Origin of the sequence: Streptomyces kurssanovii (assembly GCF_040677245.1) — a bacterium.
Classification (GTDB): domain Bacteria; phylum Actinomycetota; class Actinomycetes; order Streptomycetales; family Streptomycetaceae; genus Streptomyces; species Streptomyces kurssanovii.
Genome location: NZ_JBFAQK010000002.1, coordinates 103724 through 126069 on the forward strand (window position 1 = coordinate 103724; position 22346 = coordinate 126069).

Here is a 22346-nt window from a genome sequence, read left to right on the forward strand (position 1 = left end):
CGCGGTCTCCGTCGGCGTCGCCTGCTCGACTGGTCGGCTTCGAGCAGTATGTCTGTTTCTCCTTCGCCGGCGCGGCCGAGGCGACGATCCTCTGTGACGCGGGCGACCGGGGTTCCACCGTCGTTCTGCACGGCCCCGTCCATGCAGATCACGACCGCGATCGCCGGACGGCTCAGCGGAGTTCGTTGATGCGGATCACGTTGCCGGCGGGGTCGCGGAACGCGCAGTCGCGGATGCCGTAGGGCTGCTCGGTCGGCTCCTGGACGACCTCGGCACCGCCGGCCTGCAACCGCGCGAAGGTGCCGTCGAGGTCGGCGGCGGCCAGGGTGATGCGGGCGTAGCGGCCCTTGGCCATCATCTCGGCGATGGTGCGACGCTCTTCGTCGGTGGTGCCGGGGTCGGCGGCCGGCGGCTCCAGGACGATGGACGTCCCGGGCCGGTCGGCGGGGCCGACCGTGATCCAGCGCATGTCGCCGTATCCGACGTCGTTGCGGACCTCGAAGCCGAGGGTGTCGCGGTAGAAGGCCAGGGAGGCGTCCGGGTCGGTGTGCGGGAGGAAGGTCCAGTGAATGCTGATGTCCATGGCGATCACGCTAGTTACGGCGCCATGGCCCGCGCTTCTCGATTCCTGACCGATCCCGTCGCCGCTCTCGCCACGGCCCCTCTCGCCGACTCGGGCTCCGCGTATCGTCCCTGTTCCCCCATCGCCGGCCGCGGCGCTGTGGGAAAATGCTCAGGTGAGACGGCAGGATCTCGACGACCTCGTACGCCTGCGGCGGGCCCGCGACCGGATGGACCGCGACTACGCCGAGCCGCTCGACGTCCCGGCACTTGCCCGTGACGCCCTGATGTCGCCGGGACATTTCTCGCGCAGCTTCCGTGCCGCCTACGGCGAGACGCCGTACAGCTACCTGATGACCCGTCGCATCGAACGCGCCAAGGCACTGCTGCGGCGCGGCGACCTCACGGTGACCGACGTCTGCTTCGCGGTCGGCTGTTCGTCGCTGGGGTCGTTCAGCTCGCGCTTCACCGAGCTGGTCGGCGAGACCCCGAGCACCTACCGGGCCCGGAGCCACGACCAGGGCGCCGCCATCCCGGCATGCATGGCCAAGATCCACACGCGGCCGGTCAGGAACGGAGAAGCGAACCCCGCCGCCCGGCCGTAGCGTGACGGCATGGACATCAGGCTCTCCCAATGCTTCATCGCCGTCGACGACCACGACAAGGCGATCGCCTTCTACCGCGACGTGCTCGGCCTTGAGGTGCGCAACGACGTGGGGTTCGAGGGGATGCGCTGGGTGACCGTCGGCGCGCCCTCACAGCCGGACGTCGACATCGTCCTCGAACCGCCCGTCGCCGACCCGAACGCCTCACCGGCCGACAAGCAGGCCATGGCGGAGTTGATGGCCAAGGGCCTGCTGCGCGGCGTCATCTTCGCGACGGACGACTGCGACGCCACCTTCGAGCGCATCAGCGCCGCGGGTGGCGAGGTGTTGCAGGAGCCGATGGACCAGCCCTACGGCGTCCGCGACTGCGGCTTCCGCGACCCTGCCGGCAACCTGCTGCGCTTCACCCAGCCCCTCGGGAAGTGAGCCCCTGCCGGACCGTTCATCAACCGTTCCAACGCCTCCGTCACACCCCAAGGCCCTCGCCGGGCATCAGGTCTGTGCCATGTCCACGAACCGCGAGTAGTGGCCCTGGAAGGCCACGGTGATCGTCGCAGTGGGGCCGTTACGGTGCTTGGCCACGATCAGGTCCGCCTCGCCTGCGCGCGGGGACTCCTTCTCGTAGGCGTCCTCACGGTGCAGAAGGATGACCATGTCCGCGTCCTGCTCGATCGAGCCGGATTCACGGAGGTCTGACACCATCGGCTTCTTGTCCGTGCGCTGCTCGGGGCCACGGTTCAGCTGGGAGAGCGCGATCACGGGAACCTCGAGCTCCTTCGCGAGCAGCTTGAGGTTACGGGACATGTCGGAGACTTCCTGCTGGCGGCTCTCGGCCCGCTTCGAACCGCCCGACTGCATCAGCTGCAAGTAGTCGATGACGACGAGCTTGAGGTCGTTCCGCTGCTTCAGCCGGCGGCACTTCGCGCGGATCTCCATCATCGAGAGGTTCGGCGAGTCGTCGATGTAGAGAGGCGCCTGCGACACGTCCGGCATCCTGCGAGCCAGTCGCGTCCAGTCCTCGTCCGTCATCGTGCCCGACCGCATGTGGTGCAGAGCCACCCTGGCCTCTGCGGACAGCAGTCGCATCGCGATCTCGTTGCGGCCCATCTCGAGCGAGAAGATCACGCTGGGCAGGTTGTTCTTGATCGAAGCGGCCCGCGCGAAGTCGAGCGCCAGCGTCGACTTACCCATCGCCGGACGCGCGGCGATCACGATCATCTGGCCGGGGTGCAGGCCGTTGGTCAGGGAGTCGAAGTCGGTGAAGCCCGTCGGCACACCGGTCATCTCGCCGCTGCGGGAACCGATCGCCTCGATCTCGTCGAGGGCGCCCTCCATGATGTCGCCGAGCGGCAGGTAGTCCTCGCTCGTGCGCTGCTCGGTGACGGCATAGATCTCGGCCTGGGCGGAGTTCACGATCTCGTCGACGTCACCGTCGGCGGCATAACCCATCTGCGTGATCTTGGTGCCGGCTTCCACCAGCCTGCGCAGCACGGCCCGTTCGTGGACGATCTCCGCGTAGTACGAGGCGTTGGCCGCTGTCGGGACCGACTGGACCAGCGTGTGGAGGTACGGTGCGCCGCCGACCCGGGTGATCTCGCCCCGCTTGACCAGCTCGGCCGCCACGGTGATGGGGTCGGCCGGCTCGCCCTTGGCGTACAGGTCGAGGATGGCCTGGTAGACCGTCTCGTGCGCCGGCCGGTAGAAGTCGTGGCCCTTGATGATCTCGACGACGTCGGCGATCGCGTCCTTGGACAGCAGCATGCCGCCGAGGACCGACTGCTCGGCGTCCAGGTCCTGCGGCGGGACGCGCTCGAACCCGGGGGAGCCCCCGTCCCAGCCGCCGCTCTCCCCGCCTCGGTCGTGCTGGTCCTCACGGCCGCGCCCTTCGTGGCGCCGCTGACGGGAGGCGGGGAGACGGTCCCCCGGACTGTCGGCCGCCCACGGGTCGTCCAAGGGTTCGGAAATGCTCACCCGGGCCACCTCCTCCCGTCCGCTCCACGGACCTACGCCGTGGCAGTCTTTTCTATGCCACGGCACTGACAGATCGAGTCGCCGGACTCCGTTCGAAGCAGGGGCTTCCGCACGTCGGGCGACGGTCCACGGTAGGCCCGGCGGGGGCATCAGCCAATCTGGTTATCCACAGGCACTGTGGACGAAGGATCAGATGCTGTGGAGAACCCTCCGCAACCTGTGCACGGACCGGGGGACAGCACTGTGGAAAAGTTCACGTCCCGCCCCTCTCATCCCGTCTCACCTGCGGTTTTCGCATCCACCGCCTGTGGGGGAGAAAAACTTTGTCCGCCGGATCAAGATCAGAACAAACGGCGCACGAACCAAGGGGTGACACCCCTCAAGGTAAGGACTGCTGGCAGCTTGCATCACTTACCTGTGGAAGATTAGATTGGCGCCCATGACACAGGTACCGGCAGGGCCGAAGGAACGTCTGCGGCGACACGACCGGGAGATCATCGCGCTCGCTGTTCCGGCCTTCGGCGCCCTTGTCGCCGAGCCGCTGTTCGTCATGGTCGACAGCGCCATCATCGGCCATCTCGGTACCCCGCAACTGGCGGGCCTGGGCGTAGCGGCTGCCCTGTTGATGACCGCGGTGAGTGTGTTCGTCTTTCTGGCCTATGCGACCACGGCCGCCGTTGCCCGTCGGGTCGGAGCGGGTGACCTCCAGTCAGCGATTCGGCAGGGGATGGACGGCATCTGGCTGGCTCTGTTCCTCGGGCTCGCCGTCATCGCCGTCACTCTTCCCGCAGCCCCATGGCTGGTGGAGGTCTTCGGAGCTTCCGATACCGCCGCACCTCATGCGATCACGTATCTCCGCATCTCCAGTCTCGGCATCCCCGCCATGCTGATCGTGCTCGCGGCCACCGGAGTGCTCCGGGGTCTCCAGGACACCCGTACCCCCCTCTATGTCGCGGTCGGCGGCTTTGCCGCCAACGCGGGACTCAACGCCGGACTGGTCTACGGAGCCGGCTTCGGTATCGCCGGCTCGGCCTGGGGCACCGTGATCGCACAGTGCGGAATGGCGGCCGCCTACCTGATCGTCGTCGTCAGGGGAGCGCGTAAGCACGGGTCCTCACTCCGTCCCGACGCGGCAGGTATCCGGGCGAGCGCCCAGGCAGGGGTACCGCTGCTCGTGCGTACGCTCTCCCTGCGAGCGGTCCTTATGATCGCCACCGCGGTGGCGGCCAGGCTGGGCGACACGGACATCGCCGCTCACCAGATCGTGCTGTCCCTCTGGAGTCTGATGGCCTTCGCGCTGGACGCGATCGCCATCGCCGGACAGGCCATCATCGGGCGCTATCTGGGAGCCGGTGACGCGGAAGGCGCCAAGCAGGCCTGCCGGCGGATGGTGCAGTGGGGAGTGGTCTCGGGCGTGGTGCTCGGGATCCTGGTGGTGGCCGCCCGGCCCTTCTTCATCCCTCTCTTCACGAGTGATCAGGCTGTCCGTGACACATTGCTCCCCGCGCTGCTGGTCGTCGCGGTGTCCCAGCCGATCGCCGGTGTGGTGTTCGTGCTGGACGGTGTCCTGATGGGCGCCGGTGACGGCCCTTATCTGGCAGCGGCCATGCTGCTCACCCTGGCCGTCTTCGCCCCGGTCGCCTTGCTGGTTCCCGCCCTCGGAGGTGGACTGACCACTCTGTGGTGGGCGATGACCTTGATGATGACCGTCCGTCTGATCACGCTGTGGTGGCGGGCACGTTCCGGTCGATGGATCGTGACGGGGGCTGCCCGCTGATCGCCGTTTCACGTGAAACGGCGCCACCATGAAAGACCCGCCACCGCGAGACGGCGGAAGGGCCGCACCCGTCGGGTGCGGCCCTTCCTACTTCTCTGCCGAGTGTCAGCGCTTAGGCGGCGATGACCTCGACGCCGAGCTGCGCGGCAACCTCGGGGTGCAGACGCACAGACACCTGGTGCGAGCCCAGGGTCTTGATCGGCGAACCGAGCTCGACACGACGCTTGTCGACCTCCGGGCCACCGGCAGCCTTGATCGCCGAGGCGATGTCAGCCGGGGTGACGGAGCCGAAGAGGCGGCCGGCGTCGCCGGAGCGAACGGCAAGGCGCACCTTGACGGCCTCGAGCTGACCCTTGATGGAGTTGGCCTGCTCGATGGTCGCGATCTCGTGGATCTTGCGGGCGCGGCGGATCTGCGCCACGTCCTTCTCGCCACCCTTGGTCCAGCGGATCGCGAAACCGCGCGGGACCAGGTAGTTGCGAGCGTATCCGTCCTTGACGTCGACGACGTCGCCGGCGGCACCGAGGCCAGAAACCTCGTGGGTGAGGATGATCTTCATGTTTCGGTCACCCTTCCCTTATCGCGCGGTGGACGTGTAGGGCAGCAGCGCCATCTCACGGCTGTTCTTGACGGCCGTGGCGACGTCACGCTGGTGCTGCGTGCAGTTGCCGGTCACGCGGCGGGCACGGATCTTGCCGCGGTCGGAAATGAACTTCCGCAGCATGTTCGTGTCCTTGTAGTCCACGTACACGGTCTTGTCCTTGCAGAAAGCGCAGACCTTCTTCTTAGGCTTGCGCACAGGCGGCTTCGCCATGGTGTATCTCCTGTGTGATCAAGAAGTGGGGTACGAGCTGCCCTAGAAGGGCGGCTCGTCCGAGTAGCCGCCGCCAGAGCCCCCGGAGCCGCCGGAGCTTCCGCCCCAGCCGCCCCCGCCCTGCTGGCCGCCGCCGGACGGCGCACTGGTGGCCCAGGGGTCGTCGGCGGGAGCACCGCCGCCACCCTGCGGCTGACCACCGCCGGGGCCGCCGCCCCAGCTGCCGCCGCCCTGCTGGCCGCCGGCACCGCCGCCGTAGCCGCCCTGGCCGCCGCGACCGGTGGTCTTGGTGACCTTGGCCGTGGCGTTCTTGAGGCTGGGGCCGACTTCCTCGACGTCCAGCTCGTAGACCGTGCGCTTGACGCCCTCGCGGTCCTCGTAGGACCGCTGCTTGAGCCGGCCCTGCACGACGACACGCATGCCGCGCTGGAGCGACTCGGCGACGTTCTCCGCCGCCTGACGCCAGACCGAGCAGGTGAGGAAGAGGCTCTCGCCGTCCTTCCACTCGTTGGTCTGGCGGTCGAAGGTGCGGGGAGTGGACGCGACGCGGAACTTCGCGACCGCCGCACCGGACGGGGTGAAGCGCAGCTCGGGGTCGTCGACGAGATTGCCGACGACCGTGATGACGGTCTCGCCTGCCATGGGTGAACCTCTCGGCGGGATTGCTGCTGGCTGCTTGCTGCTACTCGAAACCCGATGACCTCTGAGCTAGGTGCTCAGTGGGTCTCGGGACGGAGGACCTTGGTCCGGAGGACCGACTCGTTCAGGTTCATCTGGCGGTCGAGCTCCTTGACGACCGCAGGCTCGGCCTGCAGGTCGATGACCGAGTAGATGCCCTCGGGCTTCTTCTTGATCTCGTAAGCGAGACGACGACGGCCCCAGGTGTCGACCTTCTCAACCTTTCCGTTGCCCTCACGGACGACGGAGAGGAAGTTCTCGATCAGCGGGGAGACAGAACGCTCCTCGAGATCGGGGTCGAGGATGACCATCACCTCGTAGTGACGCATGTGGAACCCACCTCCTTTGGACTCAGCGGCCACGGTCGTTCCGTGGCAGGAGGGTCGTGATGCGTAAGCAACGGTATCGGCCGCCACTGACAATCCCCCTCGTCGAGTGGAGATCGCGTCGTGGCCTGGACAGACACCGGTGCAGACCGTACAGAGTACCCGCACTCCGGCTTCCGGTTGAAATCCGGTGGCCCATGGCCGCAATCTGTACACATCGGGTGGACGCGGCGCTACGATGCGCCGCCTTCCGGCAAAGCCAGGAGGTGCCTCATGGCACAGGCAATGCGACGTCACTCCTCTATCTCGCTGTTCGCCACGGACGGCAAGCCTCATCCCCTTCAGGACACCCTGATGGCGGTGACGCTGGTACTGGGCGCTCTCGCGTTCATCTCGGCGATGTTCCACAACCTGCATCTGCTCAGCTCGTGGGCGGGGCTCATCGGAATCGCGACAGGTGCCTACGGGCAGTTCATCTCCGCGACGACCCGTGAGCGGTTCCTGCTGATCATCGGGCTGGGCGCGTCCGCGGTGGGGTTCTTCCTCGGGATGGCGCACGGCGGGCTCTTCGGTGGCGTCCTCGGCTGAGGCCGGGGGGCGTCGAACCCAGGGGCGGGGGCGGGAGCGGGCCGACCGGCGGCCCGCTCCCGCGCACAGCCATTCGGGCCCCAGCCTCGGACCAGTAGGCTTCGGCGCGAGAGCCGGAGCCCCTGACCCATGGGGACACACCTGCCGAGGAGCGCCCCGCATGAGCCTGACCCTGAGGACCATCAGTCGTGAGCAGCATCTGGCATACATCCAGACCCTGCCCTCGGCGAGTCACTGCCAGGTCCCGGCGTGGGCGGACGTGAAGACGGAATGGCGCTCGGAGAACCTCGGCTGGTTCGACAAGAACGGTGAGCTCGTCGGCGCGGGCCTGGTGCTCTACCGCCAGCTGCCCAAGATCAAGCGGTATCTGGCGTACCTCCCCGAGGGCCCGGTGATCAACTGGTACGCCCCCAACCTGGACGACTGGCTCCAGCCGATGCTGGCGCACCTGAAGAACCAGGGCGCGTTCTCGGTGAAGATGGGTCCACCCGTCGTGATCCGCCGCTGGGACGCCCCGGCGATCAAGGCCGGCATCCAGGACCCGGACGTGAAGCGACTGCGCGACGTGGAAGCGACGCACATCGAACCGCGCGCGTTCGAAGTGGCGGACAGGCTGCGGAAGATGGGCTGGCAACAGGGCGAGGACGGCGGTGCCGGCTTCGGTGACGTCCAACCCCGCTACGTCTATCAGGTGCCGCTGGCCAACCGCTCGCTCGACGACGTCCTCAAGGGCTTCAACCAGCTGTGGCGGCGCAACATCAAGAAGGCCGAGAAGGCCGGCGTGGAGGTCGTGCAGGGCCGCTACGAGGACCTGGCCGAATGGCAGCGGCTGTACGAGATCACTGCTGAGCGGGACCGCTTCCGGCCGCGCCCCCTCTCGTACTTCCAGCGCATGTGGACGGTGCTGAACAACGAGGACCCGAACCGCATGCGCCTGTACTTCGCGCGGCACAACGGGGTCAACCTGTCCGCGGCCACGATGCTGGTCGTCGGTGGCCATGTCTGGTACTCGTACGGCGCCTCCGACAACATCGGGCGCGAGGTCAGGCCCTCGAACGCGATGCAGTGGCGGATGCTCCGCGACGCGTACGCCATGGGCGCGACGGTCTACGACCTGCGGGGCATCAGCGACTCTCTCGACGAGACGGACCACCTCTTCGGGCTGATCCAGTTCAAGGTCGGGACCGGCGGTGAGGCCGTCGAGTACGTCGGTGAGTGGGACTTCCCGCTGAACAAGCTCCTCCACAAGGCGCTGGACATCTACATGTCGCGTCGCTGACGACGCCGCGGCCGACTCCGTAGTCTCGTACATGTCTCTGATACACCGCAGCCACCAGAAAGGTTCCGGGCCGGCCATGGCGCTCTCCCTCTACGTCGACACCGCTCGCTGGCGGGCGCACCAGAAGTCGGTGATCGACCAGTTCCCCGGTCTCGTCCCGGTCTGCAAGGGCAATGGCTACGGCTTCGGCCACGAACGGCTGTCGGAGGAGGCGTCACGCTTCGGCGCCGACATGCTCGCCGTGGGCACGACGTACGAGGCCGCACGGATCAAGGACTGGTTCAGCGGCGATCTCCTGGTGCTCACGCCCTTCCGGCGTGGTGAGGAACCGGTGCCGCTGCCCGACAGGGTGGTCCGCTCCGTCTCCTCGGTCGACGGTGTGCACGCGCTGGTGGGAGCCCGCGTCGTCATCGAGTGCATGAGCTCGATGAAGCGCCACGGCATCTCCGAGCAGGATCTCGGCCAGCTGCACGCCGCCATCGAGGACGTACGGCTGGAGGGCTTCGCCCTGCACCTGCCGCTGGACCGGACCGACGGTTCCGACGCGGTCGAGGAAGTCATCGGCTGGATGGACCGGCTGCGTGCGGCCAGGCTGCCGCTGCACACGATGTTCGTGAGCCATCTGCGCGCCCAGGAGCAGGCCCGGCTGCAGCAGCAGTTCCCGCAGACCCGCTTCCGCGCGCGGATCGGGACACGGCTGTGGCTCGGCGACCACGAGGCCACCGAGTACCGCGGCGCCGTTCTCGACGTCACCCGCGTGGCCCGGGGGGATCGTTTCGGCTACCGCCAGCAGAAGGCCGCCTCCGACGGCTGGCTCGTCGTGGTGGCGGGCGGCACGTCGCACGGTGTCGGTCTGGAGGCGCCCAAGGCGCTGCACGGCGTGATGCCGCGCGCGAAGGGCGTAGCACGGGCGGGTCTGGCGACGGTCAACCGCAATCTGTCGCCGTTCGTGTGGGCGGGCAAGCAGCGCTGGTTCGCCGAGCCGCCCCACATGCAGGTCTCGATCCTGTTCGTGCCCGCCGACGCTCAGGAGCCGAAGGTCGGTGACGAGTTGGTGGCGCACCTCAGGCACACGACGACCCAGTTCGACCGGCTGGTGGACCGCTAGCAGGCCCTCGTCCCCCTGCCGACTGTCCGGGGACGGACGCGCGCCGTCCCCGGGCGTGCCGCGCTCGCAGAGGGGCTTCAGACGGAAGGATGCGGTCCGGTCTCCCGCCCGCTCCCGGCCTCAACGCCCCACTCGACGCGCGGACCTTCCTCGGCGTGAGCGGCGTGCCGCGGCGGATGCGCCGCCGGCCCCAGCACGAACGCGTCCGGAGCGCCGTCGAGAACGCCCCCTCCCGGATCGTCGGAGCCGTCCTGACGTACCCCGTCCCGTTCCGGCATGAGGATGTCGCGCACGATCACGGCGCACAGGTACAGCGTCCCGAGCAGATGCAGCGCGATGGCCAGCTGGTAGCCCTCTTGCGGCAGCCCCTGGTGCTTGGGGCTGGTCGTGTAGGCGAGGTACATCCAGATGCCCAGGTAGTACATGACCTCGCACGCCTGCCAGATGAGGAAGTCACGCCAACGGGGACGGGCGAGGGCGGCGAGCGGGATCAGCCACAGCACGTACTGCGGCGAGTAGACCTTGTTGGTGAGGATGAAGGCGGCCACGACCAGGAAGGCGAGCTGGGCGAAGCGGGGGCGGCGCGGTGCCCTCAGCGTGAGCAGACCGACGCCCGCGCAGGCCAGGACCATCAGCAGGGTTGCGTAGGTGTTGACCCTCTCGACGTCGATGGACTGACCGGTGCGCTGCGTGATGATCAGCCAGAACGATCCGAAGTCGACCTGGCGTTCCTGGCTGAAGGTGTAGAACTTCTTCCAGCCCTCCGGCGCGAACAGCATCACGGGCAGATTGACCACGAGCCAGGCTGCCGCCGCGCCGAGCGTCGCCGTGATGAACTCCCGCCACTTGCCCGCCCGCCAGCACAGGACGAGCAGAGGGCCGAGCAGCAGCACCGGATAGAGCTTGGCGGCGGTCGCGAGTCCGATCAGGACGCCGAAGGCGAGAACCCTGCCGCGTGACCACATCAGCATCGCCGCAGCGGTGAGAGCCACCGCGAGCAGGTCCCAGTTGATGGTGGCCGTCAGCGCGAAGGCAGGGGCGAGAGCGACGAGCAGCGCGTCCCAGGGGCGCCGGCGGTGGGTGCGGGCGACACAGACCGCGATGACCGCGGCGCAGATCATCAGCAGCCCCGCGTTGACCATCCAGTACATCTGCTGCTGCGCCAGGCCGGAGCCGCCGCCGAGGCGGCCGATCCAGGAGGCGACCTGCATGAAGAGGCCCGTCAGTACGGGGTACTCGAGGTACTCCATGTCACCGGGCAGCCGGTCGAAGTACGGGATCAGGCCTTCGGAGAAGCCGCGGCCCACGAACAGATGCGGGATGTCCGAGTAACAGGCATGGGTGTACTGCGAGCTGGTGCCCCTGAACCATGCCCAGTTGTAGCAGGGCAGCTTCTGCACCATGCCCAGCGCGAACATGCCGATGGCGACCAGCGCCACCACACGCACGGGGGTGAGCGGGCCGTCCCCGCTGCGCGACGCCCAGCGCCCGGCCGGGCCGCCGATCAGCTCGCTGCCTGCCGCGGCGATCCGGTCACGCCGTGTGGGGCGTACGTCGGAAGCCTCGGGGCGTAGGTCAGGCCGTTCGTCGTACACGCTCGTCTCGTCTGCGCTGGGCATGGTGCACATCCTGCCGTACGGGGAGGGGGATACGACGAGGGCCGCCGCTCCGGGGGCTCGGCACGGATGCCGATCCATTCCCGGTGCGGCGGCCTCGTCATGGCCGGTGCGGGTGACCGTCAGCCTTCGCCGTCGGTGCCTCCGAAGAGGCCGCCGCCCCCGTTGCCACCGCCGTTCCCGTTGCCTCCGCCGCCGTCGGCGCCGCCATCGGTGCCGGGTGATGAAGACGGGCTCGACGTCACGCCGCCGTTGTCACCACCCTGATCGGTGCCGCCGTTGCCGCCGCCACCGTCGACGCCGCAGGTCCAGTCCTCCCACGGGTTGCAGGACTCCGAGGGGCCGGGGCTGGTGGACGGGCTGGGTGATGTCGACGGGGACGGGGACGCGGACGGAGACTCGGACGGGCTGCTGCTCGGCGTCGGGGACGGGCTGACAGCACCGCCGCCCCAGACCGCCTCACCGTCGATCGGTTCCGGCTTCGGGAACTTGAGGACCTTGGTGCCCTTGAGCGCTTCAGTCATGTAGTCCTGGAAGATCTCGGACGGGAACGACGAACCGTGGATCTTCTTCTGACCGCCGGTGTCGTACATCTCGAGGAACTCGCGCTTCTTGTTCTTCTCGTTGTCGTCCAGGCGGTACATGTCGATGGCCGTCGACAGCTGGGGCGTGTAGCCGACGAACCAGGCCGACTTGTTGCCGTCCGTCGTACCGGTCTTGCCGGCGACCTGCCGCCCCTTGACCTGGGCGTTGTTACCGGTGCCTTCGGGATCCTCGACGACGTCCCTGAGCACGTCGGTCACGTTGTTGGCGATGTCCTCGTCGAATGCCTGCTCGGCCTTGTCCTCGTGCTTGTAGACGGTCACGCCCTCGTGCTTGACCTCTGTCACCGAATACGGGTCACGCTGCTCACCCTCGGCGGCGAAGGTGCCGTAGGCGCCTGCCATACGGATGGCGCTTGGCTCGGAGATACCGAGCGAGAAGGAGGGCACGTTCGACTTGCTCAGGCTGGACTCCAGCAGACCGGCGGCGATGGCCGCGTCCCTCACCTGCGGGATACCGATGTCCATGCCGAGCTGCACGTAGGGGGAGTTGGCGGAGTGGATCATCGCCTCGCGCAGGCTGATGTTGCCGTAGCTCTGCTGACCGTCGTTGGTCTGATTCCACTCCTTCCCTTCTTCGTTCTGCCAGACGGAACCGTCGTAGTTCTTGATCTTCAGCTTGTTCTTGCCGCTGTACCGGCTCTTGTCGGGGTCGACGATCCGGCGGTCGTCGGGCCCCTGCTCCTCCCCGAGCTCGGGGTTGCGGACGCCGTCGCGCATGGCAGCGGCGAGGACGAAGGGCTTGAACGTCGATCCGACCTGGGCGCCGGTGGCATCGGCGTTGTTGGTGAAGTGCTTGGTGGCGTCCTCACCGCCGTAGATCGCGACGATCTTGCCCGTCCCGGGCTCGACCGAGGCGCCGCCGAACTGGACGTGCGTGTCCGTCTTCGGGCGCTTCTTCGGGTCGATGTTCTCGTCGCGGACCTTCTTGACCGCCTTCTCGAGGGCCGCGACCCGCTTCTTGTTGAAGGTCGTGTAGATCTCGTAGCCGCCCTTGGACAGGTCGACTTCCTCGTCGTGGTTGTTGAGGAAATTGGCCTTGGCCAGGTCGACCAGATAACCGATCTGACCGCCGAGCTGGGCGTTCTTACGGGGCGACTCCGACTTCGGAAGCTCCGTGTACTTCTGGCGCTCCGCCGCGTCGAGGTACTTGTCCTTGACCATCTCGTCGAGGATCCAGCTCCAGCGGATCTTCATCCGCTTGGTGTTGGCCTCCTCGTTCGCCGCGGGGTCGATCGCCGTGGCGCCGGCGGGGTCGTAGTAGGTCGCGCCCTTGAGGAGCGACGCCAGGAAGGCGCACTCGCTCACGTTCAGCTTGTCGGCGTCCTTGTTGAAGTACGTGCGGGCCGCGGCCTGGATGCCGTAGGCGCCTCGACCGTAGTAGGAGGTGTTGAGGTACCCCTCCATGACGTCTTCCTTCTTCATCTCCGTGTCGATCTTCATGGAGATGAAGAGCTCTTGGAACTTACGGCTGAGGGTCTGGTCCTGGTTGTCCAGCATCGCGTTCTTCACGTACTGCTGGGTGATGGTGGACCCACCCTGGGTCTGCTCGCCCCGGGCCATGTTGAAGAGGGCCCGGCCGATGCCCATCGGGTCGATGCCCGAGTCGTCGCGGAAGGTCTTGTTCTCCGCGGAGATGACCGCGTTCTGCATCTCGATGGGGATCTTCGAGATGGGGATGATCTGCCGGTTGACCTCACCACCGGTGGCCACCATCTGGGTGCCGTCGTCCCAGTAGTAGACGTTGTTCTGCGCTCCGGCGATCAACGCCTGCTCGGGCACACCCACCATGGCGTAGGCGATGGTGCCCGCCGTCATCAGACTGGCGAGGAAGCCGAGGAACAGGCCGGTCACGAGCTTCCACGAGGGCACCCAGCGCCGCCACCCGTACCTGTCGTGGCGCGGGTAGTCGATCAGCCTCTTCTTGCCCGGCCGCCCACCACGGCGGCCGGCACCGTCGTATCCGCCGTCACCGCCACCCCCGCCACGACGGCCACCGCGCCCTCCATGGCCGCCGCGCTGTGCGGCGCGGCGCGCCTCGGCGCGACTGCTGTAGGGCCGTTCCTCACCATGTGAAGCGGCAGGTGAGGCCGACGTGGCGCCCCGGGGTGGGACGCCCCGGCGGCCTGAAGACTGCTGGGCGGCGCGTCTGGCCGCGGCGCGCCCGCCACCCTGTGGCTGCGGCGGTTTGCGACGGTGCTCGCTCATCGAACGACTACTCCTCGGGCAGGCGAGACGCCTGGAAGCGGCAGTTGAGTTCCGGTCCCCCCGAAATGGATACGGACGAGCTCTGGGAAGGGCTCATCCGCTGTGCATCCACGGCGATGACGCATGGAGACGTCACATGGTTCCCGGTGGTCTGCATCCGCACAGACTACGCACGGCCAAAACCCTCCTAGGCCTGAAGTTCACCCCATTTCAGGCAACTCTCTCCCTATGAATTGACGATGTGACGCCGCTCACCATGGCGCCCCTTGTCGGGACAGTCGCGCCGTTCTATCGTGCTGATGTATCGAGTCGATACATCAGCACGGCATACACGGCCAGGACCGGCGAGGGAGGCGACTGTGAGCAGGCGCTCCGGCATCCTCGAGTTCGCCGTCCTCGGTCTGCTCCGCGAAGCCCCGATGCACGGTTACGAGCTGCGCAAGCGGCTCAACACGTCACTGGGAATCTTCCGGGCCTTCAGTTACGGGACCCTCTACCCCTGCCTCAAGACGCTGGTCGCCAACGGCTGGTTGATCGAGGAACCGGGAAACGCTCCCGAGGACGCCCTCGCAGCCTCGCTCGCGGGCCGGCGCGCCAAGATCGTCTACCGGCTGACGGCGGAAGGTAAGGAGCACTTCGAAGAGCTGCTCTCCCACACCGGCCCCGACAGCTGGGAGGACGAGCACTTCGCGGCACGCTTCGCCTTTTTCGGGCAGACCGAGCGCGAAGTGCGGATGCGGGTGCTGGAAGGCCGCCGCAGCCGGCTGGAGGAGCGTCTGGAGAAGATGAGCGCCTCCTTGGCCCGCACCCGGGAGCGCCTCGACGACTACACCCTCGAGCTGCAGCGGCACGGCATGGAGTCCGTGGAACGTGAAGTGCGATGGCTGAACGAGCTCATCGAGAGCGAGCGGGCAGGGCGGGATCAGAGATCCTCGCCCGAGAGCACCGCGCAGCAGGACAACACATCTGGAGCGACGGGCGGCCTGCCCCGGCACAGGGGTGCCGAGTCTTCCGGAGGGACGCCTCCCGATGACTCCACCCCGCCGGATCCGTCCGACGACCCCGCCAAGTGAAGCCCCGCGCACCGCAGGGTTTCATCCGGAACACCGAGAACACACAGGGAGCAACCGCCAATGGGTTCGGTTCGCGTAGCCATCGTCGGCGTGGGCAACTGCGCCGCCTCGCTGGTGCAGGGCGTCGAGTACTACAAGGACGCCGACCCGGCCGGCAAGGTGCCGGGTCTGATGCACGTCCAGTTCGGCGACTACCACGTCCGTGACGTCGAGTTCGTGGCCGCCTTCGACGTGGACGCCAAGAAGGTCGGCCTCGACCTCTCGGACGCCATCGGCGCCAGCGAGAACAACACCATCAAGATCTGCGACGTGCCGAACACCGGCGTCACGGTTCAGCGTGGCCACACGCTCGACGGTCTCGGCAAGTACTACCGCGAGACCATCGAGGAGTCCCCCGAGGCGCCGGTCGACATCGTCCAGACCCTCAAGGACAAGCAGGTCGACGTCCTGGTCTGCTACCTGCCCGTCGGCTCCGAGGAAGCTGCGAAGTACTACGCGCAGTGCGCCATCGACGCCAAGGTCGCGTTCGTCAACGCCCTCCCGGTCTTCATCGCCGGCACCAAGGAGTGGGCGGACAAGTTCACCGAGGCCGGTGTCCCGATCGTCGGCGATGACATCAAGTCCCAGGTCGGCGCCACCATCACGCACCGCGTGATGGCCAAGCTCTTCGAGGACCGGGGCGTCATCCTGGACCGCACGATGCAGCTGAACGTCGGCGGCAACATGGACTTCAAGAACATGCTCGAGCGTGAGCGCCTGGAGTCCAAGAAGATCTCGAAGACGCAGGCCGTCACCTCGCAGATCCCCGACCGCGACATGGGCGAGAAGAACGTCCACATCGGGCCGTCGGACTACGTGGCCTGGCTGGACGACCGCAAGTGGGCCTACGTGCGCCTCGAGGGCCGTGCCTTCGGTGACGTCCCGCTGAACCTCGAGTACAAGCTCGAGGTCTGGGACTCCCCGAACTCTGCCGGTGTCATCATCGACGCCGTGCGCGCCGCGAAGATCGCCAAGGACCGCGGCATCGGCGGCCCCATCCTCTCCGCGTCCTCGTACTTCATGAAGTCCCCGCCGGTGCAGTACTTCGACGACGAGGCTCGCGAGAACGTCGAGAAGTTCATCCATGGCGAGGTCGAGCGCTAAGCGTTTCCACCTGCCGTCGCGGAGGGTCCCCGGGTCGTACACCCGGGGACCCTCCGCGTGTGTGACCCTTGCTCGCATGCCCGTCGTACGTGATCTGCGCGTACTCCTGCGCCTCGCCGACTTCCGCCGGCTGTTGACCGTGCGTCTGCTCTCACAGGCAGCCGACGGCGTCTACCAGGTCGCTCTCGCCACATACGTGGTCTTCTCCCCGGAGCAGCAGACCTCTCCGGCCGCGATCGCGTCCGCCATGGCCGTCCTGCTCCTCCCCTACTCCCTGGTCGGCCCGTTCGCCGGGGTGCTGCTCGACCGGTGGCAGCGCCGCCAGGTGTTCCTCTACGGGAACCTGCTTCGTGCACTGCTCGCTTGTTGTACCGCCCTGTTGATCCTCCTTTCCGTCCCCGACTGGCTCTTCTACGCCTCGGCCCTGTCGGTCACGGCCGTCAATCGCTTCGTTCTGGCCGGGCTTTCCGCGGCGCTGCCACGCGTCGTTGATTCCGAGCACCTCGTCATGGCCAACTCCCTCTCGCCCACCGCGGGGACGCTCGCGGCGACAGCCGGCGGCGGTCTCGCCTTCCTTGTACGACTGATCGCCTCGGACTCGGACGCTGCGGTGGTCCTGTTCGGAGCGGCGCTCTACCTCGGCGCGGCCCTGGCTTCACTGCGGATGGGCAGAGAGCTGCTCGGCCCGGACCCCGACGTGGTCCAGCCCCGTCTGGGTGCCGCGATCGCCTCTACGGCGCGGGGACTGCTCGAAGGGCTGCGATACCTGAAACAGCGGCCTGCGGCGACCCATGCGCTCGCCGCCATGACGCTGCTGCGCTTCTGCTACGGAGCGCTGACGGTGATGGTGCTCATGCTCTGCCGCAACGCCTGGTCCACCGACGAGTCGGACGGACTCGCGCTGTTGGGACTGGCTCTGGCCGCCTCGGGCGCCGGCTTCTTCGCTGCGGCCGTGCTGACCCCGTGGGCGATCGGGAAGCTGGGCCGGTACGGATGGATGGTGGCCTGCGCGGCGACTGCCGCAGTCCTCGTACCTTCTCTGGCCCTGCCGTTCAGGCCCGGCCCGATGCTTGCCGCGGCCTTCCTGCTCGGGCTCGTGACCCAGGGGGCGAAGATCGCGACGGACACGGTGGTGCAGACATCCGTGGAAGACGCGTTCCGTGGCCGGGTCTTCTCCCTCTACGACGTGCTGTTCAACGTCGCCTTCGTCGGCGCGGCGGGCGTCGCCGCGTTGATGCTTCCCCCCGACGGCCGGTCGGTTCCGCTGGTCCTGATGGTGGCGGGGGTCTATGCCACGGCGGCCGCGGGCCTGGTGCGTTGGGGCCATGCAGGTCGAGTGCTATAGCGTGCCCGCGTCAAACACCGAGAGCACTTTCACAGGGGGAATCCCGCATGACCTATCCGCCGCAGCAGGGACAGGGCCCCTACGGGCAGCCGCCGCAGCAGCCGCAGCCGGGCTACGGTTACCCGCAGCAGCCGCACACACAGCAGCCCCAGCCTGGCTATGGACAGACTCAGCCGCAGCAGTGGGGCACAGCACCGACGCCGCCCCCCGCGCCCTCGGGCGGTGGTCTCAGCCTCAAGAAGAAGTTCCAGATAGTCGTGGGCGTTCTGGCCGTCATCGCCTTCGCCGTGTTCTGGTTCATGGGCCGCGACGATGCCGACACAGCGAAGGCCGGCGATTGCCTCAAGAACAGCGGCAATGACATCAACCCGGATCTCCAGGTCGTCGACTGCGGCGGCGCCGAGGCGGCCTACAAGGTGGTCTCCGTGCACAGCGACACGACGGACCAGAAGGTCTGCGAAGGCAAGGCCGACATCGGTTACTACGAGCAGACCAGCGGTCGGCGCAGCTCCGGCAAGTCGTTCGTGCTCTGCCTGAACGAGATCAAGAAGTAGCCGCTGCAGCGGGGCTTGTTTCACGTGAAACAAGCCCACTCGGCTCGTGGCGACGGCGCGATGTTTCACGTGAAACATCGCGCCGTTTCACGCTCAGCCCTGCTTGGCCCACCACTCCATGAGCGCCGACACCGCAGCGTCGCGCTCCATCGGCCCGTTCTCCAGCCGCAGCTCGAGAAGGAACGCGTACGCCTTGCCGACCACAGGGCCAGGACCGATGCCCAGAACTTCCTGAATCTCGTTGCCGTTCAGGTCCGGCCTGATGGCATCCAGCTCCTCCTGCTCCTGGAGCTGCGCAATGCGGTCCTCAAGACCGTCGTAGGCGCGTGAGAGGGCTGCCGCCTTCCGCTTGTTCCGCGTGGTGCAGTCGGAGCGGGTCAGCTTGTGCAGGCGGTCCAGAAGCGGCCCGGCGTCACGCACATACCGCCGCACAGCGGAGTCGGTCCACTCACCGGTTCCATAGCCGTGGAAGCGCAGATGCAGCTCCACGAGCCGCGAGACGTCCCTGACCATCTCGTTCGAGTACTTCAGCGACGTCATACGCTTCTTGGTCATCTTCGCCCCCACCACCTCGTGGTGATGGAAGGAGACCCGGCCGTCCTGCTCGAAGCGGCGAGTCCGGGGCTTACCGATGTCGTGCAGCAACGCGGCCAGCCGGAGCACCAGATCGGGCCCGTCCTTCTCGAGGGCGATGGCCTGGTCCAGCACGGTCAGCGAGTGCTCGTAGACGTCCTTGTGCCGATGATGCTCGTCACTCTCCAGACGGAGCGCCGGCAGCTCGGGCAGCACATGGGTGGCAAGGCCCGTGTCGACGAGGAGCGACAGTCCCTTACGGGGGTGTCCGGACATGAGCAGCTTGTTGAACTCGTCACGCACCCGTTCGGCCGAGACGATCTCGATGCGCTCCGCCATGGCCTTCATGGCAGCGACGACGTCCGGCGCCACCTCGAAGTCGAGCTGCGCGGCGAAACGGGCGGCCCTCATCATCCGCAGCGGGTCGTCGGAGAAGGACTCCTCGGGAGTTCCGGGCGTACGCAGAACCTTCGCGGCAAGGTCCTTGAGACCCCCGTGGGGATCGATGAACTCCTTGGCCGGCAGCGCAACGGCCATCGCGTTGACCGTGAAGTCACGCCGGACCAGGTCCTCCTCGATCGAGTCGCCGTAGGACACCTCCGGCTTACGTGACGTCCGGTCGTATGCCTCCGAGCGGTACGTCGTCACCTCGATCTGGAAGGGCTGGACCGCGTCACCGACGCGTCCGGCCTTCTGAGCACCGACCGTGCCGAAGGCGATACCGACGTCCCACACCGAATCCGCCCACGGCCGGACGATCTTCAGCACATCCTCGGGGCGGGCGTCCGTCGTAAAGTCGAGGTCATTGCCGAGCCGACCGAGCAACGCATCACGGACCGACCCTCCGACCAGGGCAAGACTGAATCCGGCATCCTGGAAACGGCGCGCCAGGTCGTCGGCGACGGGTGACACCCGCAGCAGTTCGCTCACCGCGCGGTGTTGCGCCTGGCTCAGGGCAGTGGGGTTGTCTTCATTGGCGTTCGGCACAACAGAAAAGGGTACGTGCCCGGGCCGACCGGGTCGTCCCTGTTTCCGGCGCCCCGCCGGTCCGTTCCGATCTTGTGGGGCACTCCGCGGCACTTGAACACAGCGGGCCTCGTTACCATGCGTGGACGCAAGAGCAGAGAACCACCAAGGACAGCAGACGACGAGGGACGGGCGAGCGCGTGGCCGAGGCGGCAGACTTCCAGGGGATGCGTAGTTCTCCTGCGCGCCGGTGGCTGCGTCGCACAGCCTCCCTGATCACCGGCGTGCCACTCCTGACCGGACTGCTGTGCGGCCCGGCAGCACCCGCGGCACAGGCCGCGGAACCCACCGGATCCCGGACCGTGGATGTGTCGCTGGACACGGTGACGCCGGAAGCGCCCGGGAAGGACGACACGATCACGGTCTCGGGGACCGTGGTCAACGAGGGTCGACGAACGATCACAGGCGCACACGTCGATCTCCGGGTGGGCCCCAAGCTGGCCGGCAGAACAGGCATCGACCGGGCCGCCGAGAGGACCGGCTACACCTACGGTGTGGACGGCCCGACGGTCGACGACAAATACAGCGTCGAGCTCCCGAAGCTCGCCTCGGGCATCAGTTACGACTTCAAGCTCTCGGTGCCCGCCGAGGAACTCGATCTCGACGACAACGGAGGCGTCTACGAGCTCGGTGTGTCCCTGACGGGGCAGACCTCGAGCCAGTCCTTCGAGCGCGTCCTCGGCATCGAGCGGACCTTCCTTCCGTGGCAGCCGGAGAGCTTGGAGAAGAAGACACGGCTCACCTATCTCTGGCCGCTGATCTCCTCGACCCACCTCACGTCGGAAACCGGCTCGGACGAACAGCAGACCCCTGTCTTCGAGGACGAGGCGCTGGCGGCCGAGCTTGCTCCCGGCGGGCGGCTCGACCAGCTGGTGTCACTCGGCAAGGAGCTGCCGGTCACCTGGGTCATCGACCCGGACCTACTGGCCACCGTCGACGCCATGACGCGGAGCTACCGGGTCAAGAGCGGGGACTCCACGGTCGCCGGCAGGAACCAGGCCGTCGCCAAGCGATGGCTGAGCTCGGTCGAGGCCGCGGTACAGGGCAAGAAGGTGGTCGCCCTCCCGTTCGCGGACCCGGATCTCGCCTCGCTGGCGCACAGGGGCAAGTCGGTCTCCGGCTCGCTCAGCCATCTCCAGCCGGCCACCCAAGTGTCGGAGATCACAGTGGAGACGATTCTCCATGTGAAGCCCTCCGTCGACTTCGCCTGGCCGGTGGACGGCGCGATCGACTCGTCGATCGTGGACGTGGCCACCTCGGCCGGCGCACACAAGGTGATCGCGCGGAGCGACAGCCTCCAGGACAACCTGTCGTACACCCCCACCGCGGCCCGTCCCATCGGTGGCGGCACCACGGCCGTGGTCGCGGACGCCCGCCTGTCGACCGCCTTCCAGGGCGACATGACGGACGCCGGCGACTCCACGCTCGCGGTCCAGAAATTCCTGGCACAGTCGCTGGCCCTCAGCCTCCAGGACCCCGAGAAGCAGCGGAGCATCGTCGTCGCCCCGCAGCGCGTGCCCACAGTTGCCCAGGCCCAGTCCATGGCGCGCGCCCTACGTGCCCTCGAGCCCAAGCGCTGGACACAGCCGATGGACCTGGTGGCGGCGGCGTCCGCCGAACCGGACGCCGATGCGAACACCAAGGTGCCCAGCGCTGCCCAGTACCCTGCACGGCTGCGCCGACAGGAGCTGCCGGTCCAGGCCTTCGAGAACATCGGCGAGACACAGAGCACGCTGGACAAGTTCAAGGTCATCCTCACCTTCGCCGACCGCGTGGAAGCCCCCTTCGGCAGGGCGATCGACCGTGAGCTGTCGACGGCGTGGCGGGGCAAGCCCGAGGCGGCTCAGCGCTACCGCGACGAGGTCCAGTCCTATCTGCGGAGCCTCACCGAAGAGGTCCGGCTGATCGAGAAGTCGGACGTGACCCTCTCCGGTCGCAGTGCGACCATCCCCGTCACGGTGCAGAACCAGCTGGTCCAGGGCATCGACGACCTTGTGCTGCGGCTGAGGTCCAACAACCCGAACCGTCTCCACTTCGATGGGGACAAGGGCATGGCGGAGCAGCCGATCAAGGTCGAGGGAGGCCACAGCCAGTCGGTGAAGTTCCCGGCGGCGGCCAATGCCAACGGTCAGGTCCAGATGACCGCCCAGCTCTTCACGAAGGACGGCACACCGTACGGCCCCGAAATGTCGTTCACGGTGAGGGTCTCCGAGATCACTCCGACCGTCATGCTCGTCATCGCCGGCGGTGTTCTCCTGCTCGTCCTCGCAGGCATCAGGATGTACACCCAGCGCAAGCGAGCTGCCGCCGGGGAGACCGGCGATGCCGAAGAGCCCGGGACCTCGGACACGCCGGACACAGAGGGCGGCGGCAGCGGCTCGGATCCAGGGCAGCCGAGTGACCTCGCCCCTGACACCGGACCGGAAAGCGGCAACCCGTCCGGCGCTGGTGAGAAAGTGGACCGTTGAGCGATGTCGTGGCCGGTCGGCCGGGGACGAT

Annotated in this window: 21 protein-coding genes; 12 read left to right on the plus strand and 9 right to left on the minus strand. The window is 67.5% G+C overall.

Annotation, left to right across the window (positions count from 1 at the left end):
- Positions 1 to 172 precede the first annotated feature (172 nt).
- Positions 173 to 583, minus strand: coding sequence for a VOC family protein (locus AB0K36_RS02505; RefSeq protein WP_189473114.1), 411 nt, complete (start codon positions 581 to 583; stop codon positions 173 to 175).
- Positions 584 to 791: 208 nt separating this feature from the next.
- Here AB0K36_RS02505 and AB0K36_RS02510 point away from each other — a divergent pair, with 208 nt between their 5' ends.
- Together AB0K36_RS02510 and AB0K36_RS02515 are read left to right on the plus strand one after the other, a co-directional pair.
- A complete protein-coding gene (locus AB0K36_RS02510) occupies positions 792 to 1166 on the plus strand; it encodes a helix-turn-helix transcriptional regulator (protein WP_364587719.1) in 375 nt (124 codons plus the stop codon).
- 9 nt (positions 1167 to 1175) lie between these two features.
- On the plus strand, positions 1176 to 1592 hold the full coding sequence (locus tag AB0K36_RS02515; RefSeq protein ID WP_189473118.1) for a VOC family protein: 417 nt from the start codon (positions 1176 to 1178) through the stop codon (positions 1590 to 1592).
- 66 nt (positions 1593 to 1658) lie between these two features.
- Here the strand turns inward: AB0K36_RS02515 and dnaB are convergent, their stop codons facing one another.
- Positions 1659 to 3119: a replicative DNA helicase gene (dnaB, locus tag AB0K36_RS02520; RefSeq protein ID WP_364587722.1), complete on the minus strand. Its 1461-nt coding sequence runs from the start codon at positions 3117 to 3119 to the stop codon at positions 1659 to 1661.
- Between the two features lie 457 nt (positions 3120 to 3576).
- Here dnaB and AB0K36_RS02525 point away from each other — a divergent pair, with 457 nt between their 5' ends.
- A complete protein-coding gene (locus tag AB0K36_RS02525) occupies positions 3577 to 4914 on the plus strand; it encodes an MATE family efflux transporter (RefSeq protein ID WP_364587203.1) in 1338 nt (445 codons plus the stop codon).
- Between the two features lie 112 nt (positions 4915 to 5026).
- Here the strand turns inward: AB0K36_RS02525 and rplI are convergent, their stop codons facing one another.
- From rplI to rpsF, 4 genes are all read right to left on the minus strand, one after another.
- On the minus strand, positions 5027 to 5473 hold the full coding sequence (gene rplI / locus AB0K36_RS02530) for a 50S ribosomal protein L9 (protein ID WP_189473123.1): 447 nt from the start codon (positions 5471 to 5473) through the stop codon (positions 5027 to 5029).
- 18 nt (positions 5474 to 5491) lie between these two features.
- Positions 5492 to 5728: a 30S ribosomal protein S18 gene (gene rpsR, locus AB0K36_RS02535; RefSeq protein ID WP_003956534.1), complete on the minus strand. Its 237-nt coding sequence runs from the start codon at positions 5726 to 5728 to the stop codon at positions 5492 to 5494.
- 42 nt (positions 5729 to 5770) lie between these two features.
- Positions 5771 to 6370, minus strand: coding sequence for a single-stranded DNA-binding protein (locus AB0K36_RS02540; protein WP_364587207.1), 600 nt, complete (start codon positions 6368 to 6370; stop codon positions 5771 to 5773).
- 74 nt (positions 6371 to 6444) lie between these two features.
- Complete coding sequence (rpsF, locus tag AB0K36_RS02545) at positions 6445 to 6735, minus strand: 30S ribosomal protein S6 (RefSeq protein ID WP_093655579.1); 291 nt, start codon at positions 6733 to 6735, stop codon at positions 6445 to 6447.
- Positions 6736 to 7005: 270 nt separating this feature from the next.
- Here rpsF and AB0K36_RS02550 point away from each other — a divergent pair, with 270 nt between their 5' ends.
- The 3 genes from AB0K36_RS02550 to AB0K36_RS02560 all read left to right on the plus strand — a co-directional run bounded on the left by AB0K36_RS02550 (position 7006) and on the right by AB0K36_RS02560 (position 9707).
- Positions 7006 to 7320: a hypothetical protein gene (locus AB0K36_RS02550; RefSeq protein ID WP_364587210.1), complete on the plus strand. Its 315-nt coding sequence runs from the start codon at positions 7006 to 7008 to the stop codon at positions 7318 to 7320.
- 160 nt (positions 7321 to 7480) lie between these two features.
- Positions 7481 to 8599 carry a lipid II:glycine glycyltransferase FemX gene (locus tag AB0K36_RS02555; protein WP_005315017.1) on the plus strand — a complete coding sequence of 373 codons (1119 nt, stop codon included), beginning with the start codon at positions 7481 to 7483 and terminating at the stop codon, positions 8597 to 8599.
- Positions 8600 to 8675: 76 nt separating this feature from the next.
- Positions 8676 to 9707, plus strand: a complete 1032-nt coding sequence (locus AB0K36_RS02560) for an alanine racemase (RefSeq protein ID WP_159689867.1) — start codon at positions 8676 to 8678, stop codon at positions 9705 to 9707.
- A 77-nt stretch (positions 9708 to 9784) separates the two neighbouring features.
- On the opposite strand, the gene AB0K36_RS02565 is transcribed toward AB0K36_RS02560, so the two are convergent.
- Both AB0K36_RS02565 and AB0K36_RS02570 read right to left on the minus strand, forming a co-directional pair.
- The gene (locus AB0K36_RS02565; protein ID WP_364587213.1) at positions 9785 to 11326 is read right to left on the minus strand and encodes a glycosyltransferase family 87 protein; all 1542 of its coding nucleotides are present in this window, start codon (positions 11324 to 11326) and stop codon (positions 9785 to 9787) included.
- 119 nt (positions 11327 to 11445) lie between these two features.
- Positions 11446 to 13842, minus strand: a complete 2397-nt coding sequence (locus AB0K36_RS02570) for a transglycosylase domain-containing protein (protein WP_364587726.1) — start codon at positions 13840 to 13842, stop codon at positions 11446 to 11448.
- On the opposite strand from AB0K36_RS02570, the gene AB0K36_RS02575 reads away from it, so the two are divergent.
- The 5 genes from AB0K36_RS02575 to AB0K36_RS02595 all read left to right on the plus strand — a co-directional run bounded on the left by AB0K36_RS02575 (position 13822) and on the right by AB0K36_RS02595 (position 18248).
- Positions 13822 to 14001: a hypothetical protein gene (locus tag AB0K36_RS02575; protein ID WP_364587752.1), complete on the plus strand. Its 180-nt coding sequence runs from the start codon at positions 13822 to 13824 to the stop codon at positions 13999 to 14001. The genes AB0K36_RS02570 and AB0K36_RS02575 overlap by 21 nt on opposite strands.
- A 491-nt stretch (positions 14002 to 14492) precedes the next feature.
- Entirely contained in the window at positions 14493 to 15206 is a 714-nt protein-coding gene (locus AB0K36_RS02580; protein WP_364587216.1) for a PadR family transcriptional regulator, read from the plus strand.
- Between the two features lie 60 nt (positions 15207 to 15266).
- Positions 15267 to 16349, plus strand: a complete 1083-nt coding sequence (locus tag AB0K36_RS02585) for an inositol-3-phosphate synthase (protein WP_364587219.1) — start codon at positions 15267 to 15269, stop codon at positions 16347 to 16349.
- Positions 16350 to 16425: 76 nt separating this feature from the next.
- Positions 16426 to 17694: an MFS transporter gene (locus tag AB0K36_RS02590; protein WP_364587222.1), complete on the plus strand. Its 1269-nt coding sequence runs from the start codon at positions 16426 to 16428 to the stop codon at positions 17692 to 17694.
- A gap of 47 nt (positions 17695 to 17741) precedes the next feature.
- Positions 17742 to 18248 carry an LppU/SCO3897 family protein gene (locus AB0K36_RS02595; protein ID WP_364587225.1) on the plus strand — a complete coding sequence of 169 codons (507 nt, stop codon included), beginning with the start codon at positions 17742 to 17744 and terminating at the stop codon, positions 18246 to 18248.
- 93 nt (positions 18249 to 18341) lie between these two features.
- Here AB0K36_RS02595 and AB0K36_RS02600 read toward each other — a convergent pair whose 3' ends face one another.
- Positions 18342 to 19808 (minus strand): CCA tRNA nucleotidyltransferase, encoded by a 1467-nt coding sequence (locus AB0K36_RS02600; RefSeq protein WP_364587228.1) that lies wholly within the window; start codon positions 19806 to 19808, stop codon positions 18342 to 18344.
- 179 nt (positions 19809 to 19987) lie between these two features.
- On the opposite strand from AB0K36_RS02600, the gene AB0K36_RS02605 reads away from it, so the two are divergent.
- Positions 19988 to 22315 carry a DUF6049 family protein gene (locus AB0K36_RS02605; protein ID WP_364587231.1) on the plus strand — a complete coding sequence of 776 codons (2328 nt, stop codon included), beginning with the start codon at positions 19988 to 19990 and terminating at the stop codon, positions 22313 to 22315.
- Positions 22316 to 22346: the final 31 nt, after the last annotated feature.

Excerpts from the sequence above, each read along its gene's own strand:
- AB0K36_RS02505 (WP_189473114.1), bottom strand. The coding sequence starts at position 583 with ATGGACATCAGCATTCACTGGACCTTCCTCCCGCACACCGACCCGGAC.
- AB0K36_RS02510 (WP_364587719.1), top strand. The coding sequence starts at position 792 with ATGGACCGCGACTACGCCGAGCCGCTCGACGTCCCGGCACTTGCCCGT.
- AB0K36_RS02515 (WP_189473118.1), top strand. The coding sequence starts at position 1,176 with ATGGACATCAGGCTCTCCCAATGCTTCATCGCCGTCGACGACCACGAC.
- AB0K36_RS02525 (WP_364587203.1), top strand. The coding sequence starts at position 3,577 with ATGACACAGGTACCGGCAGGGCCGAAGGAACGTCTGCGGCGACACGAC.
- rplI (WP_189473123.1), bottom strand. The coding sequence starts at position 5,473 with ATGAAGATCATCCTCACCCACGAGGTTTCTGGCCTCGGTGCCGCCGGC.
- rpsR (WP_003956534.1), bottom strand. The coding sequence starts at position 5,728 with ATGGCGAAGCCGCCTGTGCGCAAGCCTAAGAAGAAGGTCTGCGCTTTC.
- AB0K36_RS02540 (WP_364587207.1), bottom strand. The coding sequence starts at position 6,370 with ATGGCAGGCGAGACCGTCATCACGGTCGTCGGCAATCTCGTCGACGAC.
- rpsF (WP_093655579.1), bottom strand. The coding sequence starts at position 6,735 with ATGCGTCACTACGAGGTGATGGTCATCCTCGACCCCGATCTCGAGGAG.
- AB0K36_RS02550 (WP_364587210.1), top strand. The coding sequence starts at position 7,006 with ATGGCACAGGCAATGCGACGTCACTCCTCTATCTCGCTGTTCGCCACG.
- AB0K36_RS02555 (WP_005315017.1), top strand. The coding sequence starts at position 7,481 with ATGAGCCTGACCCTGAGGACCATCAGTCGTGAGCAGCATCTGGCATAC.
- AB0K36_RS02560 (WP_159689867.1), top strand. The coding sequence starts at position 8,676 with ATGGCGCTCTCCCTCTACGTCGACACCGCTCGCTGGCGGGCGCACCAG.
- AB0K36_RS02565 (WP_364587213.1), bottom strand. The coding sequence starts at position 11,326 with ATGCCCAGCGCAGACGAGACGAGCGTGTACGACGAACGGCCTGACCTA.
- AB0K36_RS02585 (WP_364587219.1), top strand. The coding sequence starts at position 15,267 with ATGGGTTCGGTTCGCGTAGCCATCGTCGGCGTGGGCAACTGCGCCGCC.
- AB0K36_RS02590 (WP_364587222.1), top strand. The coding sequence starts at position 16,426 with ATGCCCGTCGTACGTGATCTGCGCGTACTCCTGCGCCTCGCCGACTTC.
- AB0K36_RS02595 (WP_364587225.1), top strand. The coding sequence starts at position 17,742 with ATGACCTATCCGCCGCAGCAGGGACAGGGCCCCTACGGGCAGCCGCCG.